Raw genomic sequence first — 14,894 nt, forward strand, 5'->3', positions numbered from 1 at the left:
CCGCGACGCAACAAGAACCGTGCGTCAGGCCCCGGCTTTCGCTGCCGGGCGGGCACGGCAGGCCTCCAGCCAGCGGGCCAGATGGGTGAACTCTTCCGGCGGGCGGTATTTGACCAGGCGAGCGAAATCCAGACCGACGACGGCCACGATGTCGGCGATGGTGAACCGGTCCAGGGCCATGAACTCGCGATCGGCCAGATGCCGGTCCAGCGTCTTCATGAACCGCTCGGCCGAGACCTTGTTGTAGTCCGCCACCTGCGGCAGCTGGGTCGCCTCCAGCGCGGCCAGGGCTGGATGCGAATGGCGCACGCTGAGCATGATTGGATTGGCCAGATAGAACTCGCCCCGCCGCATCCACATCTCGACGATCGCCTGTTCGCGCGCGTCCTGGCCGAACAGATTGGGCTCCGGGTACAGGGCCTCCAGGTAGCGGCCGATAGCGATAGATTCGGAGATGGTCGTGCCGTCGTCCAGGGTCAGGGACGGGACGTGGGGCACGCCGACGCGGGCGCGGTATTCCGGCGTCTTGTGCTCGCCGACCATGATGTCCAGTTCGACCAGTTCGACATCCTCGATGCCCTTTTCGGCCATGACCCAGCGAACGCGGCGCGGATTTGGAGCACGGTGGGAGGTGTAGAGCTTCATCGTCAGGGTCTCCGGTTCAACGGAATATGGCGGCAGGCATGGCACCGACAACCGCCGCCGTCATCAGGGTCGCGAGGAAGCCGGCGAACAGACCCTTCCACACCAGACCCAGGACTTCCTCGCGGCGCTCGGGCATCAGGACGGACAGGCCCGTCACCGTGATCCCGACCGAGCCGATGTTGGCGAAGCCGCACAGGGCGTAGGTCATCAGCATGCGGGTGCGCTCGGTGATCTCGCCGTCGGGAATGCCGCCCAGCCGGATGAAGGCCACGAATTCGGTCAGGGTCAGCTTGACGCCCAGAAGGCCGCCCGCCTTGCCCGCATCGGCCCATTCCACGCCGGTCAGCCAGGCCACCGGCATGAACAGCCAGCCCAGCACCCGCTCGACGGTCAGCGGCGCGTCGAACAGCACGATGCCGCCGACCATCACATTGACCAAAGCGACCAGAGCCACGAACACGATCAGCACTGCCGAGATGTTCAGCACCACCATCAGGCCATCGGCCGTGCCCCTGACGATGGCGTCGATGGCGCTGTCGTATTTCAGGGCCGAGCCATAGTCGGCAACCGCCCCGCCCTGCCCCGGCGTCTCCGGGATCATGATGCGGGCCAGCAGCACACCCGCCGGGGCCGAGACGATGGAGGCGACCAGCACATGGCCCGCCGCATTGGGCAGGACCGGGGCCAGGATCGAGGCATAGGCCACCATGGTCGAGCCCGCGACGGTCGCCAGGCCGACGACCATCATCAGAAACAGCTCAGACCGCGTGAGCTTGTCCAGATAGGCGCGGATGACGATCGGGCTCTCGATCATGCCCAGAAAGATGTTGGCCGCGACGGCCAGGGCCGACGCCCCGCCCAGTCCCATGGTCCTCTGGAATATGAAGCCGAAGCCGTGCGTGACCCACTTCAGGATCTTCCAGTGCCACAGCAGGGCCGAGAGCGCTGAGATCACCAGAATCAGCGGCAGGACCTTGAAGGCGAAGGTGAACAGCGCCAGTTCGTCTTGCACCGGATAGGGCTGGGCCCCGCCGGCCAGATAGCCGAAGACGAACTTGGTCCCCTCCTCCGTCGCCAGTTCCAGTCCCTTGACGCCGTTGTTGATGCCGTCGAGCACGACCTGCGAGCCCGGCACGGCAAAGGTGACGAAGATCAAGCCCGCCTGGACCGCGATGGCCCCCAGCGTCAGCCGCCACGGAAACACCTTGCGGTTCTCGGACAGGCCCCAGCAGGCCGCCACGATGACGACCAGACCCAGCAGGCTCTGAAGGTTCAGCAGGCTGAACATGATGCGTGATCTTCCCCACCCCGGCCACGCCGGTCCCAGATCGCTTGAACGCCGCGGATGAAGCTCTGGCAAGAGGTGAAGTGAGAGTCTGTGAGAGTGACTCTACTTTCTCTCACGTCAGGCTTCAGCGGTCGGGCCTTCGTGCGGCGCAGACTGGCACGAGGGCACCTCAGAACTGGTCGCAGGTTCGTCGCCGCCCTATCCGCCCCGATGATCCGTCACATCGGCCCCGAAGACAGCATTCTTGCGCATGGCGGGCTGGAGCAGGCCATAGATCAGGCGGGGTTCGGCGGCGCTGACGGCGTCGAGTTCGGCGCGCTGTTCGGGTGAGAGCTGGACCTGCAAGGCCGTCGCGTTGTCGGTGACCTGGCTGGCGCGGCTGACGCCCATCAGGGTGGAGGTCACGCCGGGTCGGCCGACGACCCAGGCCAGGGCCAGGCGGGCCGGGGTCTGACCCGTCTCCTCGGCCATGCGGCGCAGGACATCGACGATGCGCCAGTTGCGCTCGGTGAACAGGCTGTCGCCGAAGGGATTGGCTCCGTCCAGACGTTTGTCACCCTCGGGGCGCGCCTCCTCGGAGGTGGCGGCGTCACGGGGCAGGCCACCGGCGCGCGGGGCACCGGCCTCGACCGTCGCGCGGTCGTACTTGCCGGCCAGCAGGCCATAGGCCAGCGGGCTCCACGGCACGATGCCCAGGCCGAAATCCCGGGCCAGAGGCACATGCTCGTCCTCGATATTGCGGTTGGCCAGGGAGTAGAAATACTGCAGCGCGATCGGACCGGGCAGGCCCCGTACCGCCGCCAGCGTCGCCAGCTTGGCGACGAACCAGGCCGGGCTGTTGGACATGCCCCAGTAGCGAATCTTGCCCGACCGGACGAGGCCCGCCATCGTTTCAAGCAATTCCTCCGCCGGGGTGACGCCGTCCCAGACGTGCGCCCAGAACAGATCGACATAATCCGTGCCCAGCCGCGTCAACGACCCCTCCAGCGCGCGCGTCAGATGTTTCGCGCCATTGCCGCCTGCCAGCGGCCAGGCTCCGGTATTGAACCCCGCCTTGGTGGCCACGACCATCTGGTCGCGCAGACCCGCTCGGCGATGAAGCGGCCCACCATCTCTTCGCTGCGACCACCCGAATAGACGTCAGCGGTGTCGACGAAGTTGCCGCCTGCATCGGCGTAGGCATTGAACACGTCGCGCGACACGTCTTCGCCGGACCCCCACCGCGCGGTGCCGAAGGTCATTGTGCCGAGCGCCAGTGGACTGACGACCAGGCCGGACCGTCCCAGGGTGCGATAGTCTGTGAGGGTCATGGCTTGGTTTCCTATCGATTGATATGAAACCCTCTGCGCGTCTTGCGGTCCTGCGTCAATAGTTTCATATTGATCGTTATGGAAATGGAGTCGCACACGGAACCGCGCCGGATCGGACGCCCGCCCTCCTTTGATCGCGCGGTCGCCCTGGAACAGGCGATGCTGCTGTTCTGGAGGCACGGCTATGAAGCGACATCGCTCAGCGATCTGACCCGTGCCTTGGGGGTGACGGCACCCAGCATCTATTCCGCCTTCGGGAACAAGAAGGCGCTCTTTCTGGAGGCGGTCAGCCTGTATCTGTCCGGTGGATCGTCGCCGACCGCGATCATCGATGCGGCCCCCTCGGCGCGCGACGCCGCTCAGGTCCTGATGGAAGGCGCCGCCATCGCCTATACGGGCGAGGAGACGCCGCCGGGATGCATGCTGGCCACCTCGGCCATCAGCGTGTCCGCAGAAGCGGCGGATGTGCAGGCGCATCTCTCGGCCATTCGCAACGGCGTCGAGGCGCATCTGAGGGCGCGTATTCAGGCCGAGGTGGCCGACGGCACCCTGCCCCCGTACACGGACGCCGAAATCCTGGCGGCGCACACGACGGCCATTATCCAGGGCTCGTCGACTCTGGCGCGTGACGGTGCATCACGCGACAAGTTGCTGCGCATTGCCCGGTCCGCCATGACGGCTTGGCCTCAGAGCTGACGCCGCACCAGACGACCGTAGTCTTCCATCAGGCCCAGGCTTAGCGCGCCCGGCGTGAAGCGGTATTCGCCGATCTCGCTGACCGGTGTGACCTCTGCCGCCGTGCCCGTCAGGAAGCATTCGCTGAAGGTCGACAGTTCCTCGGGCCGGATGTGGCGCACGATGACCTCGATCCCCTTGGCCTTGGCCATTTCGATGATGGTCTGACGCGTGATGCCATCCAGGATCGCGTCGATGGGCGGGGTGTGGAGCACGCCATCCTGAACGAAGAACACATTGGCGCCGGTCGCCTCGGCGACGTAGCCGCGCCAGTCCAGCATCATGGCGTCGGAGAAGCCGCGCTTTTCAGCCGCCGTCTTGGACATGGTGCAGATCATGTACAGACCCGCCGCCTTGGCCGCCGAAGGGGCCGTGGCCGGGTCGGGGCGACGCCATTTGGCCCACTCCAGGCGGATGCCCTTGGCCTTGGTCTCCGGGTCGAAATAGGACGGCCATTCCCAGGCGGCGATGGCGACATGGGCCTTGGAGTTCTTGGCCGTGACGCTGACCTGTTCGGAGCCCAGGAAGGCCACCGGGCGCACATAACAGTCGTCCAGACCCATCTTGGCGCAGGTTTCCTTGCAGGCGGCGTCGATCTCGGCCACGCTATACGGAAGGTCGAAGTCCAGCAGGTTTGCAGAACGCTTGAGGCGTTCGCTATGCGGGGTCAGCTTGAAGATTTCGCCCGCATACATACGCTCACCCTCGAAGACCGACGAGCCATAGTGAAGGGCATGGGTCAGAACGTGCGTTTTCGCGTCCCGCCAGGGCACGAAATGCCCGTCCATCCAGATCCAGCCGTCACGATCGTCGAAAGGAACGAAGGCCATTGAATAACGTCTCCCGTAGCGATGCTGGTTTTAGACCCGTCGAAAAGCCTCAGGTCAACGCCTGTCGGCATGGCGCGGGCGTATCCGCATGAGCGATTCGCGCAGCAGCGGCCGTTCCGGCCCGATCGCAGGCCCCGGTGCGGGCCGGCATTTGCTGGTCGTCGACGACGATGACCGCATCCGCGACCTGCTCAAGGAGTTCCTGGCACGCGAGGGCTATCGCGTCACCGGGGCCGCCCACGCCGCCGCGGCCCGTCGCCTGGTCGAGCTGATCGAGTTCGACCTGATCGTGCTGGACGTCATGATGCCGGGCGAGAGCGGCTTCGACCTGACCAGCTGGATCCGGTCCCAGGCCGAGACGTCCAAGACGCCGGTCATGCTGCTGACGGCCAAGGGCGATCCCGACGACCGGATCGAAGGGCTGTCGCGCGGGGCCGACGACTATATGTCCAAGCCCTTCGACCCGCGCGAGCTGGCGTTGAGGGTGGATGCCATCCTGCGACGGACCGGGGGCAAGCCCCTGACACCGCGCGAGATCAAGCTGGGTCCGGCGGTGTTCGACATGGAACGGCTGGAACTGTCGCGCGACGGGGCTCCGTTGCGCCTGACAGAGGCCGAGGCCCAGTTGCTCAAGACCTTGGCCATTCACGCCCATGCCCCGGTCGAGCGGATGAGCCTGTCGCCCGATACCGCCGACATCACCGGCCGCGCCGTCGATGTCCAGGTCACGCGCCTGCGCCGCAAGCTGGAGGTCGATCCCAAGAACCCCCGCTATCTCCAGACCGTACGCGGCATAGGCTATATGCTGGCCCCGGATTGACGACGCATGAGGCTGCTGCCCTTTAACGTCTGGGCGCGGGTGCTCAAGCGGCGGTTGCCGACCTCGCTGTGGGGGCGGTCTCTGCTGATCATCGTCCTGCCGGTGCTGGTCATGCAGGTAGCGGTGACCTGGGCGTTCTTCGACATGCACTGGCAGACGGTGACGGCGCGCCTGTCCGACGGCCTGGCCGGCGACGTCGCCTGGGCGACGGAAAGCTATGCCGACGATCCGACGCCCCAGAACCTGGCCGTCATCGCCGACCGGGCCCAGCGATCCATGTCCCTGTCCATCGCGCTACAGGACGGGGCGACCTTGCCGGAGAACGTCCGGCGGGGCCCCGTCGGGGTCATCGACCGCACCTTAGGCAAGGCGCTGGAGAACCGGGTGGATCAGCCGGTTTGGTTCGACACGACCCGATACCCCGCCTATGTCGACATCCGCGTTCAGCAGCCGCAAGGCGTCCTGCGGATCATCGCGCCGCGCGAGCGAGCGGTGGCGACCCAAGCGCATATCTTCGTGCTGTGGCTGCTGATCGCGACTGTGCTGCTGCTGTCGATCGCGGTGCTGTTCATTCGCAACCAGGTTCGCTCGATCGAACGGCTGGCCGATGCCGCAGAGGCCTTCGGGCGGGGCGAGGCGCGTGAACGGTTCAAGCCCCACGGTGCAAAGGAAGTCCGCGCCGCCGCCACCGCCTTCATGGCCATGCGCGAGCGGATCCAGCGTCACATCGATCAGCGCACCGCCATGCTGGCCTCCGTCAGCCACGACCTGCGCACCCCGCTGACCCGTCTGCGGCTGGAACTGGCCCTGGCCCCGCCCTTCAAGCGGCAGACCGCCATGAAGGGCGACCTGGACGAGATGGAGCATATGATCGACGAGTATCTGGCGTTCGCGCGGGGCGAGGCGGGCGAGGCGACGCAGTCGATATCCGTCAACGATCTGCTGCGCGCTGCGGGTGATGACGCCCGGCGGGCCGGGGCCAAGGTCGAAATCGCGGCGCAACCTGGACTGACCGCGTCGCTTCGCCCCCTGGCCTTCAAGCGGGCCCTGACCAATCTGGCGGGCAATGCCGCCGTGCATGGCGAGCATGTCCGGCTGTCAGCCCGAGCCCTTTCCTCCGGCGGGCTGGAGATCATGGTCGAGGATGATGGCCCCGGCATTCCGGACGACATGCACGAGGAGGCCTTTCGCCCTTTTTCCCGGCTGGACGCCTCGCGCAATCAGAACAGCAAGGGTGTTGGTCTGGGGCTGGCCATCGCGCGCGACGTGGCCCGCGGACACGGCGGCGACATCACCCTGGATCGCAGTGACCTTGGGGGGCTGAAGGCGGTCATTCGACTGCCGGAATAGGTGCCGATCACATTTCGGCGCAGGGTCTGGCGAAGCGGAGCCATTGGGCGCATCTTGAGTGCACAGGGGCTTTGGAGTGTTTGAACATGCGTAAACTCGCCTTTTTTGCACCTCTGGGTGCCGTAGTCGCCCTGGCCGCCAGCCCTGCCCTGGCCGAGCCGCCCACCATCAATGTCACTCTTGGAAACGAGCTTCAGGCCAAGGTCGATGAACTGGGCGATCGTGACGTCAGCGAACAGGCCACGCGACTCGTCGGCGTTGTCCAGTCTACCCTGATCAATCGCGGTGCCCTCGACGGCGCGACCATCGACCTTGTGCTGACCGACCTCAAACCCAACCGCCCGACCTTCCAGCAGTTGGTCGATCGCCCTGGTCTGGACGGCACCCGCAGCGTCTCCATCGGTGGCGCGACGATCGAAGGGACGATCACAACGGCTGAAGGCCAGACACTGCCGGTCAGATACGACTGGTACAGCAGCAATATTGCCGACGTTCGGGGCTTTGGCACCTGGCAGGATGCGGATCGCGCCTATCGTCGTCTGGCCGTGAATCTGGCCGACGGACGCTACGTTACGCGCTGAGTTCGCCTGCGCGTGACACGGCGGCCTTGACCGCAGCCTCGGCTGCGCGATCCAGGTCGCCGCTTTCGGCCATGGCATCCAGACCCGCCTGGGTGGTTCCTCCGGGCGACGCAATGCGCGCGACCAGGTCTTCAAGAGAAGCACCTGTCGCGGCTCCAGCGCCAGCCGACCGCAGCGCGCCCGCGGCCAGCCTCGCGGCCGCATCGAGCTCAAGGCCCTGGGCCTGGCCCGCACGCGCCAGGGCCTGGGTGAAGGCATAGACAAAGGCGGGTGCCGAGCCGGCGACTGCTGTAGCCGCATTCATGCGTACCTCGGCGTCCAACTCCACGACATCCGCCAGGGGATCGAACAGGGCCTTGACCCGCGTCACGCCCTCTGGGGCGTTCGACCAGACGGCGGCGACGCCACTGGCCTGGGCCACGGCGGTCGTCGGCATGACGCGAGCGACCCGCCGGCCGGAAAGCTGTTCGATGTCCCTGCCCAGAACACCCGCCATTACAGAGATCAGAATGGTCTCAGGATGCAGATGGTCCATCAGGGGCGTCAGCGCTTCACGCCATTTGGCGGGCTTGACGGCAATGACGAGGGTCCGGGCCTGACCAATCTCGTTCAAGGGCGGATTGATCCGCGCGCCGCGATCCGCCGCGACCTGCGAAGCCGGCTTTTCGGACGGTGTCAGTATGATCAGATCGGCTGGAGCTACCGCGCCCGTCTTGAGCCAGCCTTCCAGAATAGAAGAACCCAGACGTCCACAGCCCAGAAGGATGACGCCGTTTGAGATCTGGTCAGTCGTCATGGATCAAGCCGTGCCGGCGGTCTCGAACAGACAGGCGGCGATAGCGTCCTGGGGCTTCTTGGAGCCGCGGATCATGAAGTCGAAGGCGGGGTAGTACCGATCCGCAGCCTCGACCGCCGCGTCGATCATGGAGGCGGCCTGGGCCAGGGTCGGGCGCTCGCCGAACGGCAGGGCCAGCGAGTGGCGGAAGACGATCTCGCCGTCCTCGGCCCAGACCTCGAAATGGCCCATCCAGGTGCGCTGATTGATCAGGCCGACCAGTTCGTAGGCGGCGGCGCGGCGAGACTTGGACGCCTGAAGGTCCAGGGCACAGCACAGTTGCAGGCAGTCGCCCTCGGGCCGCCAGGCGAACCACAGCTCATAGTCCTTCCAGTCGCCTGCCAGGGCGAAGGCGACATCGCCCTCGTCCGTCCTGTCGAACGGCAGGTTTTCCGCCACCAGGACGTGTTCGACGACATCCAGCGGATCGTGCGGGACATCGACTTCTTCAGGGCGGACAGCGTCCATCAAATACTCTCCGGGCGCGACTCACACCCCATGCGACGACCGTAGGCGGGTTCGCAGATTCGGCTCAACCGACTGCGTCCTCAGGGGGAACAGACGCTGTGGACGTTCCCGCGACAGGCTTCTTTGTCGGCTTTTGAACAGATTTCAGCGTCGCGATCTCTGCGCGGAGGACGGCGATCTCGGCCTTCAGCGCGTCGAACTCGTCGCGGCGGACCAGGTCCATCTCGGCGACCATGCGGTCGGTCTGGGCGCGCCAGGCGGTCTTGGCCTCTTCGCCGGCGGCCTGCGCCAGACCCATGGCACCGGTCGTCAGCTTGGCAAATTCGTCGAGGATGGGGTTACGCGTCTGCATGGAAACTCTCTCCGACTCAGCAGGACTGAGTGTGATGATGGTCGGCCCGTTATGGTAAACGAAACCTTGATGTCCATGCGCCCGATGGCATCAGTATGTCCCCATCACAGCGTTCGGCTGCAAAATCCCGCGACGGTAACGCAGCCGCTTGCTAAAGCGGGGCGACCTACAGCCTTGAAGGAGGCCGCGTGCCTTTTCCCGATTTCGACCCGGTCCTGATCAGCATCGGTCCGCTGGATCTGCGCTGGTATGCGCTGGCCTATGTGGCGGGCATCGTCCTGGGCTGGTGGTACGCCAATCGCCTGGCGAAGAACGCGGCCGTGTGGGCTCCGGGTCAGCCACCGGCGACGACGGTTCAGGTCGACGATCTGGTGCTGTGGATCACCCTGGGCATCATCCTGGGCGGACGGTTCGGCTATGCCCTCTTCTATCAGCCGCACCTGTATGGCGACCTGTTTACCGGCGCGACCTGGGGCGAGCGGCTGGGGCTGTTCCGGCTGTGGGACGGGGGCATGAGCTTCCACGGCGGACTGATCGGGGTCAGCCTGGCCATCGTCTGGTTCGCCTGGAAGAACAAGATCAGGCTGCTGAGCCTGGGCGATCTGGTGGCACCCGTGGTCCCGATCGGCCTGGGCTTCGGGCGGCTGGCCAACTTCATCAATGGCGAGCTGTATGGTCGCCCCACCGACGTGCCGTGGGGCGTCAACTTCTGCAACGACCGCATCAGGGAAATCTTCGGCCCGTCGTGCCAGTATGTGGATCCGACCGGACAGGTGTTCGGCCCCGGTGACATGGTCCGTCACGCCAGCCAGCTTTATGAGGCGGGGCTTGAGGGCATCATCCTGTTCGGGGTGCTGTGGCTCGCCGTCTACAAATGGGGGCTGTTGAAGAAGCCGGGCTATGTCTCCGGCATCTTCCTGTTTGGCTACGGTCTGATCCGGGCGTCGCTGGAAAACGTGCGCCAGCCGGATGCGGGTCTCGAGAACCTGCCGCTTGGTCTGACGATGGGCATGATGCTGTCCATCCCGATGATGCTGATCGGGGCGTGGCTGATCTGGCGTGCCTGGAGCCGTCCGCCGGTGCAGGCGGCCTGAGATCCATGGACCCGGTCCAGACCTTGGCGCAACGCCTGGCCCGCGAGATCGCCCTGACGGGTCCAATGACCATCGCGGACTATGTCACACGCTGTCTGCATGATCCGCAGGACGGCTACTATGCGACGCGGCCGTCGATCGGGGCGACCGGCGACTTCATCACGGCCCCGATGATCAGCCAGATGTTCGGCGAGCTGATCGGCCTGTGGGCGGTCGAGACGTGGGAGCGACTGGGGGCACCAGAGCGGGTTCGTCTGGTCGAGGTCGGGCCCGGCGACGGTACGTTGATGGCCGACGCGTTGCGGGCATCGCGGCTGGCTCCCGACTTCCTGCAGGCCGTCGATCTGGTCCTGATCGAGCCGAGCCCGCCTCTGCGTGCCGCCCAGGCGCGCATGCTGGCCGACAGCGACGTGCATCCCCGCTGGGTCTCTGATCTTGGCAAGGTGGAGACCGACGCGCCGGTCATCCTGATCGCCAATGAGGTGCTGGACTGCCTGCCCGCCCGCCAGTTCGTGAAGACGGAGGACGGCTGGGCCGAACGACGGGTCGGCGTCACCGACGAGGGCGGTCTGACCTTTGGACTGGTGACCATCAGCGGCGGGTTCAAACGCCCAGACTTTTCGGTCGAGCCCGGCCAGACCGTCGAGATTTCGGATCAGCAGGCGGCGTTCGGGCGTGATGTGGCGACCCTGATAAAGGCGACGTCCGGCGCGGCCCTGCTGATCGACTATGGGCGGTCGCGGCCCGAGGCCGGCGACACCCTGCAAGGTCTGCGGCGGCACCATAAGGTCGATCCCCTCGACGCACCGGGCCAGACCGACCTGACGCAATGGGCCGACTTTCCGGCCGTCCAGGACGCCGCCGTCCGCGCCGGGGCCGACGTCACGGGTTGCATGGGTCAGGGGGAGTTCCTGCAGCTGCTGGGCATCGAGGCCCGCGCCGACCGGCTGAAGAACGGCCGTCCCGAGGCCGCGCCCGTCATCGACCGCCAGCTGGCCCGCCTGACCGCTGACGACCAGATGGGCACCCTGATCAAGGTCTGCGCGATCTTCTCGCCCCGTACGCTGATCGTGCCGGGCTTCGAGGCATGACCGGCGCAGCGAACCTGTCCCCCATCACCCACCCGCTGCTGCATAAGGCAGGCATCCGCCACGGCTTCTTCACGCGACTGGGTGGCGTCTCGACCGGCCTGTATGACAGTCTGAACACCGGTGTCGGCTCATTCGACGATCCCGCCGCCGTGCAGGAGAACCGCCGCCGCATCGCCGCGCACCTGGGCGGCACCGCCGACGACCTGGCCGCCTGTTACCAGATCCATTCCGCCGTCGCCCGCGTGGCCGAGGCCGGATGGCGCGGAGACCGTCCCGAGGGTGACGCCGTCGTCACCGCCACGCCCGGCCCGATCTGCGCCGTCCTGACCGCCGACTGTGCGCCTGTGTTGTTGGCCGATGTCGAGGCAGGCATCGTCGGCGCCGCCCATGCGGGCTGGAAGGGGGCCCTGGGCGGCATCGTCCACTCAGCGGTCGCCGCCATGCAGGCGCTGGGGGCGGATCCCCGCCGTATCGTCGCCGTCGTCGGTCCCTGTATCGCGCAATCCAGCTATGAGGTCGGGGCCGACTATCAAGAACGGTTCGAGCACCACGACCCCGGCAGCGGACAGTTCTTCGCGGAGGGTGCGGCGGCGGACAAGCGTCTGTTCGACCTGCCCGGCTTCGTCCTGTGGCGGCTGGAACAGGCGGGGGTCGGAGAGGCGGCCTGGACAGGGCATGACACGCGGGCAGATGGCATGCGGTTCTTCTCCAACCGCCGGGCGCACTTGAATGAAGAGCCGGATTTCGGTCGGATGATGAGTGCGATCAGCCTGGGGTGATCACATCGCCTGCGATGCGATGAGGGCTCAGCCCGCCATCGCCATTTCAGGCACGCGCGTCACTTCGCGCCAGGCCTGTGGATTGGCCAGCAGTTCGCGGACCAGCAGGTTGTTGATGGCATGACCCGCCTTGACGCCTTCGTAGCGGCCCAGCAGGGGCGCGCCGAGGACGTACAGGTCGCCGATCGCGTCCAGCGCCTTGTGCCGGACGAACTCGCGTTCCATCCGCAGGCCGCCGGGGTTCAGGATCTGGTCGCCGTCGATGACCACGGCGTTCTCCAGGCTGCCACCGCGGGCCAGGCCGGCGCGGCGCAGGGCCTCGACCTCATGGGCGAAGCCGAAGGTGCGGGCGGCCATGATCTCGGTGCGGAAGGTGTCTTCGTCCACGACGAAATCCACAACCTGATTGCCGATGACGGGCGTGGGAAAGTCGATCTCGAACCGCATCTCGTAGCGGTCGCAGGGCAGCAGGGCGGCGGACTTGTCGCCGTCCTGAACGCGGATCGGCTCAAGGATTTCGATGTAACGCACGGGGGCCGACTGGCGGCGGAAACCGGCACGGTCCAGCAGCTGGACGAACTGAAGCGCCGAGCCATCCAGGATCGGCAGTTCGGGGCCATCGACCTCGATCACCGCATTGGAAATGCCCAAGGCTGCGAACGCCGCCATCAGATGCTCGATGGTCGACAGGCGAACGCCCGCCGCATTCTCGATCATGGTGTTCAGGCGGGCATCGACGACCGCCTCACCCGAGACCGGGATGCGGTTGTCGCGGTCGGTGATGTCGGTGCGGACGAAGACGATGCCGGTGCCCTCGGCCGCCGGGCGCACAGCCAGACGCACACGGTCACCCGTGTGCACGCCCACGCCGGCGATGATCGCGGGCGCGACGGTCGTCCTCTGGCGGTGGTCGAAACTGGCGGGCACAGACACTCTCGTTTTGCACGGCGACATGGTTAGCGGATTTCGCCTGAGGAGCGATGTACCCGGCCTTTCGCAAGAGCGAAATCAAAGTCCGGTTTCGGATTGTTTCGGTATGGGACCGTCACGCTAGACCAAAGAACTGGGGGCCCAACGAAAAACCGCCCCGGCCCTGGGGGCCGAGGCGGTCGATCAGTCTTCGCGCTGGCCTAGTTGGCCAGACGGCGCAAAAAAGACGGGATCTCCAGGTCGTCCTGGGCCTCCGGCTCCGGTGCGGGCTGGGCCGAGCTGGTCGGCCGCATCTGGGGCGCATAGTTCGATTGTTGCGGCTGCGGCTGGGGCTGGCGCTTGCCCCGACCGAACAGGCTCCAGCCGCTCTTGCGGTGGTCCCGGTCGTCATAGTCGTCGTAGGCCGGCTGCTCTTCGCGCGCCTGCGGAGCAGGCTGCTGGTAACCGCGATCCATGTAGAGATCGCCTTGCGGGGCCGGAGCCTCCGCAGCCGTGCGCGGGGCGCTTTCGTACTCTTCGACCCAGGGATCGACGATGGGATCGAGCTTGCGGTCCTCGGCGACGTGGATCACCGGCTCGCGGACGGGCTCCGGCGCGGGGGCCTGATAGGTCGGAGCCTGGTAGGCCGGAGCGGACTGGAAGCTCGGCATCACGGGCGCGGCCTCGGAACGAACAGGCTCAGAGCGGACGGGCTCGCTGCGAACCGGCTCAGAGGTGCGAGGTGCATAGGTCGGGGTCGAGCGGCGGCTGTCGATGATTGACGAGGTTGCGGCCGGCGGGGCCTTGGCCACGGCCAGGTCTTCCATGCCAGTGGCGACGACGGAGACACGGATCTTGCCGTCCAGGGCCGGGTCGAAGGCGGCACCGAAGATGATGTTGGCGTCGGAATCGACTTCGCCCGCGATGGCGTTGGCGGCTTCGTCGACTTCCAGCAGGGTCATGTCCATGCCGCCGGTGATGTTGACCAGCACGGCCTTGGCCCCCTTCAGGCTGGTCTCGTCCAGCAGAGGGTTGGCGATGGCATTCTGGGCCGCCATCAGGGCGCGGTCGTCGCCCGAGGCCTCGCCCGTGCCCATCATCGCCTTGCCCATTTCGGACATGACGGCGCGGACGTCGGCGAAGTCCAGATTGATCAGACCCGGCAGGATCATCAAGTCGGTGATCGAGCGCACACCCGAGTGCAGCACCTGGTCGGCCATGCCAAAGGCATCGGCGAAGGTCGTGCGCTCATTGGCGACGCGGAACAGGTTCTGGTTGGGAATGACGATCAGGGTGTCGACGTAGCGTTGCAGCTCGGCGATGCCCGCATCGGCCAGACGCATGCGGTGACGCCCTTCGAAGGTGAAGGGCTTGGTCACGACGCCGACGGTCAGGATGCCGCGGTCGCGGGCGCATTTGGCGATGACCGGCGCGGCACCGGTGCCGGTACCGCCGCCCATGCCGGCGGTGATGAAGACCATATGAGCCCCTTCCAGGTGCCCGTAGATTTCCTCGGCGGATTCCTCGGCGGCATTCATGCCGACTTCAGGGTGAGCGCCCGCGCCCAGGCCTTGGGTGATCGTCTCGCCCAGTTGGACCCGACGGTCGGTCTTGGCGAAGCTGAGGTGCTGGGCGTCGGTGTTGGCGACGACGAACTCGACCCCTTCGAGGCCGGCGTCGATCATGTTGTTGACGGCATTGCCGCCTGCACCACCCACGCCGAAGACGACGATCCGGGGTTTCAGATCCGCGCTTTGCGGACGTACCAGCGAGAGAGACATATTCTAAAGACCCTATCCGACCCTGC

15 protein-coding genes and 1 pseudogene are annotated in these 14,894 nt (G+C 66.3%); 7 read left to right on the top strand and 9 right to left on the bottom strand.

Annotated elements, in window-relative coordinates; genetic code table 11:
- Positions 1–24 precede the first annotated feature (24 nt).
- The 3 genes and pseudogenes from WC585_RS02005 to WC585_RS02015 all read right to left on the bottom strand — a co-directional run bounded on the left by WC585_RS02005 (position 25) and on the right by WC585_RS02015 (position 3,243).
- The gene (locus tag WC585_RS02005; protein WP_373255842.1) at positions 25–645 is read right to left on the bottom strand and encodes a glutathione S-transferase family protein; all 621 of its coding nucleotides are present in this window, start codon (positions 643–645) and stop codon (positions 25–27) included.
- A gap of 16 nt (positions 646–661) precedes the next feature.
- Positions 662–1,933 (bottom strand): NupC/NupG family nucleoside CNT transporter, encoded by a 1,272-nt coding sequence (locus WC585_RS02010; RefSeq protein WP_373255843.1) that lies wholly within the window; start codon positions 1,931–1,933, stop codon positions 662–664.
- A 198-nt stretch (positions 1,934–2,131) separates the two neighbouring features.
- Positions 2,132–3,243: pseudogene (locus WC585_RS02015) on the bottom strand (aldo/keto reductase).
- Between the two features lie 84 nt (positions 3,244–3,327).
- On the opposite strand from WC585_RS02015, the gene WC585_RS02020 reads away from it, so the two are divergent.
- Entirely contained in the window at positions 3,328–3,939 is a 612-nt protein-coding gene (locus WC585_RS02020; RefSeq protein ID WP_373255844.1) for a TetR/AcrR family transcriptional regulator, read from the top strand.
- On the opposite strand, the gene WC585_RS02025 is transcribed toward WC585_RS02020, so the two are convergent.
- On the bottom strand, positions 3,930–4,808 hold the full coding sequence (locus WC585_RS02025; RefSeq protein ID WP_373255845.1) for a branched-chain amino acid aminotransferase: 879 nt from the start codon (positions 4,806–4,808) through the stop codon (positions 3,930–3,932). The two genes, WC585_RS02020 and WC585_RS02025, sit on opposite strands and share 10 nt — an antisense overlap.
- Before the next feature lie 88 nt (positions 4,809–4,896).
- Here WC585_RS02025 and WC585_RS02030 point away from each other — a divergent pair, with 88 nt between their 5' ends.
- The 3 genes from WC585_RS02030 (at position 4,897) to WC585_RS02040 (ending at position 7,559) form a co-directional block, all read left to right on the top strand.
- Positions 4,897–5,628 (top strand): response regulator, encoded by a 732-nt coding sequence (locus tag WC585_RS02030; protein WP_292175628.1) that lies wholly within the window; start codon positions 4,897–4,899, stop codon positions 5,626–5,628.
- Positions 5,629–5,634: 6 nt separating this feature from the next.
- A complete protein-coding gene (locus WC585_RS02035) occupies positions 5,635–6,978 on the top strand; it encodes an ATP-binding protein (protein ID WP_373255846.1) in 1,344 nt (447 codons plus the stop codon).
- 86 nt (positions 6,979–7,064) lie between these two features.
- Entirely contained in the window at positions 7,065–7,559 is a 495-nt protein-coding gene (locus WC585_RS02040) for a hypothetical protein (protein ID WP_373255847.1), read from the top strand.
- On the opposite strand, the gene WC585_RS02045 is transcribed toward WC585_RS02040, so the two are convergent.
- The 3 genes from WC585_RS02045 to WC585_RS02055 form a co-directional block, all read right to left on the bottom strand.
- On the bottom strand, positions 7,549–8,355 hold the full coding sequence (locus WC585_RS02045; protein WP_373255848.1) for a pyrroline-5-carboxylate reductase family protein: 807 nt from the start codon (positions 8,353–8,355) through the stop codon (positions 7,549–7,551). The two genes, WC585_RS02040 and WC585_RS02045, sit on opposite strands and share 11 nt — an antisense overlap.
- Positions 8,356–8,358: 3 nt before the next feature.
- A complete protein-coding gene (locus WC585_RS02050; protein ID WP_373255849.1) occupies positions 8,359–8,862 on the bottom strand; it encodes a YbjN domain-containing protein in 504 nt (167 codons plus the stop codon).
- 64 nt (positions 8,863–8,926) lie between these two features.
- Positions 8,927–9,214: an accessory factor UbiK family protein gene (locus WC585_RS02055; protein WP_373255850.1), complete on the bottom strand. Its 288-nt coding sequence runs from the start codon at positions 9,212–9,214 to the stop codon at positions 8,927–8,929.
- Positions 9,215–9,402: 188 nt separating this feature from the next.
- Here WC585_RS02055 and lgt point away from each other — a divergent pair, with 188 nt between their 5' ends.
- Genes lgt through pgeF form a run of 3 tightly spaced genes read left to right on the top strand, consistent with a single transcriptional unit; the run spans position 9,403 to position 12,178 of the window.
- Positions 9,403–10,308, top strand: coding sequence for a prolipoprotein diacylglyceryl transferase (lgt, locus tag WC585_RS02060; protein ID WP_373255851.1), 906 nt, complete (start codon positions 9,403–9,405; stop codon positions 10,306–10,308).
- Positions 10,309–10,313: 5 nt separating this feature from the next.
- On the top strand, positions 10,314–11,399 hold the full coding sequence (locus WC585_RS02065; RefSeq protein WP_373256773.1) for a class I SAM-dependent methyltransferase: 1,086 nt from the start codon (positions 10,314–10,316) through the stop codon (positions 11,397–11,399).
- Positions 11,396–12,178 carry a peptidoglycan editing factor PgeF gene (pgeF, locus tag WC585_RS02070; protein WP_373255852.1) on the top strand — a complete coding sequence of 261 codons (783 nt, stop codon included), beginning with the start codon at positions 11,396–11,398 and terminating at the stop codon, positions 12,176–12,178. Before WC585_RS02065 ends, pgeF begins: the two co-directional genes overlap by 4 nt.
- Positions 12,179–12,205: 27 nt before the next feature.
- On the opposite strand, the gene lpxC is transcribed toward pgeF, so the two are convergent.
- On the bottom strand, positions 12,206–13,132 hold the full coding sequence (gene lpxC / locus WC585_RS02075; RefSeq protein WP_373255853.1) for a UDP-3-O-acyl-N-acetylglucosamine deacetylase: 927 nt from the start codon (positions 13,130–13,132) through the stop codon (positions 12,206–12,208).
- Between the two features lie 176 nt (positions 13,133–13,308).
- The gene (ftsZ, locus tag WC585_RS02080; RefSeq protein WP_373255854.1) at positions 13,309–14,868 is read right to left on the bottom strand and encodes a cell division protein FtsZ; all 1,560 of its coding nucleotides are present in this window, start codon (positions 14,866–14,868) and stop codon (positions 13,309–13,311) included.
- Positions 14,869–14,894: the final 26 nt, after the last annotated feature.

It is taken from the genome of Brevundimonas sp. (assembly GCF_041648055.1).
Taxonomy (GTDB): Bacteria; Pseudomonadota; Alphaproteobacteria; order Caulobacterales; family Caulobacteraceae; genus Brevundimonas.

Excerpts from the sequence above, each read along its gene's own strand:
- WC585_RS02010 (WP_373255843.1), bottom strand. The coding sequence starts at position 1,933 with ATGTTCAGCCTGCTGAACCTTCAGAGCCTGCTGGGTCTGGTCGTCATC.
- WC585_RS02055 (WP_373255850.1), bottom strand. The coding sequence starts at position 9,214 with ATGCAGACGCGTAACCCCATCCTCGACGAATTTGCCAAGCTGACGACC.
- lpxC (WP_373255853.1), bottom strand. The coding sequence starts at position 13,132 with ATGTCGCCGTGCAAAACGAGAGTGTCTGTGCCCGCCAGTTTCGACCAC.
- WC585_RS02065 (WP_373256773.1), top strand. The coding sequence starts at position 10,314 with ATGGACCCGGTCCAGACCTTGGCGCAACGCCTGGCCCGCGAGATCGCC.
- WC585_RS02030 (WP_292175628.1), top strand. The coding sequence starts at position 4,897 with ATGAGCGATTCGCGCAGCAGCGGCCGTTCCGGCCCGATCGCAGGCCCC.
- pgeF (WP_373255852.1), top strand. The coding sequence starts at position 11,396 with ATGACCGGCGCAGCGAACCTGTCCCCCATCACCCACCCGCTGCTGCAT.
- WC585_RS02045 (WP_373255848.1), bottom strand. The coding sequence starts at position 8,355 with ATGACGACTGACCAGATCTCAAACGGCGTCATCCTTCTGGGCTGTGGA.
- WC585_RS02025 (WP_373255845.1), bottom strand. The coding sequence starts at position 4,808 with ATGGCCTTCGTTCCTTTCGACGATCGTGACGGCTGGATCTGGATGGAC.
- WC585_RS02005 (WP_373255842.1), bottom strand. The coding sequence starts at position 645 with ATGAAGCTCTACACCTCCCACCGTGCTCCAAATCCGCGCCGCGTTCGC.
- WC585_RS02050 (WP_373255849.1), bottom strand. The coding sequence starts at position 8,862 with ATGGACGCTGTCCGCCCTGAAGAAGTCGATGTCCCGCACGATCCGCTG.
- WC585_RS02035 (WP_373255846.1), top strand. The coding sequence starts at position 5,635 with ATGAGGCTGCTGCCCTTTAACGTCTGGGCGCGGGTGCTCAAGCGGCGG.
- ftsZ (WP_373255854.1), bottom strand. The coding sequence starts at position 14,868 with ATGTCTCTCTCGCTGGTACGTCCGCAAAGCGCGGATCTGAAACCCCGG.
- WC585_RS02040 (WP_373255847.1), top strand. The coding sequence starts at position 7,065 with ATGCGTAAACTCGCCTTTTTTGCACCTCTGGGTGCCGTAGTCGCCCTG.
- WC585_RS02020 (WP_373255844.1), top strand. The coding sequence starts at position 3,328 with ATGGAGTCGCACACGGAACCGCGCCGGATCGGACGCCCGCCCTCCTTT.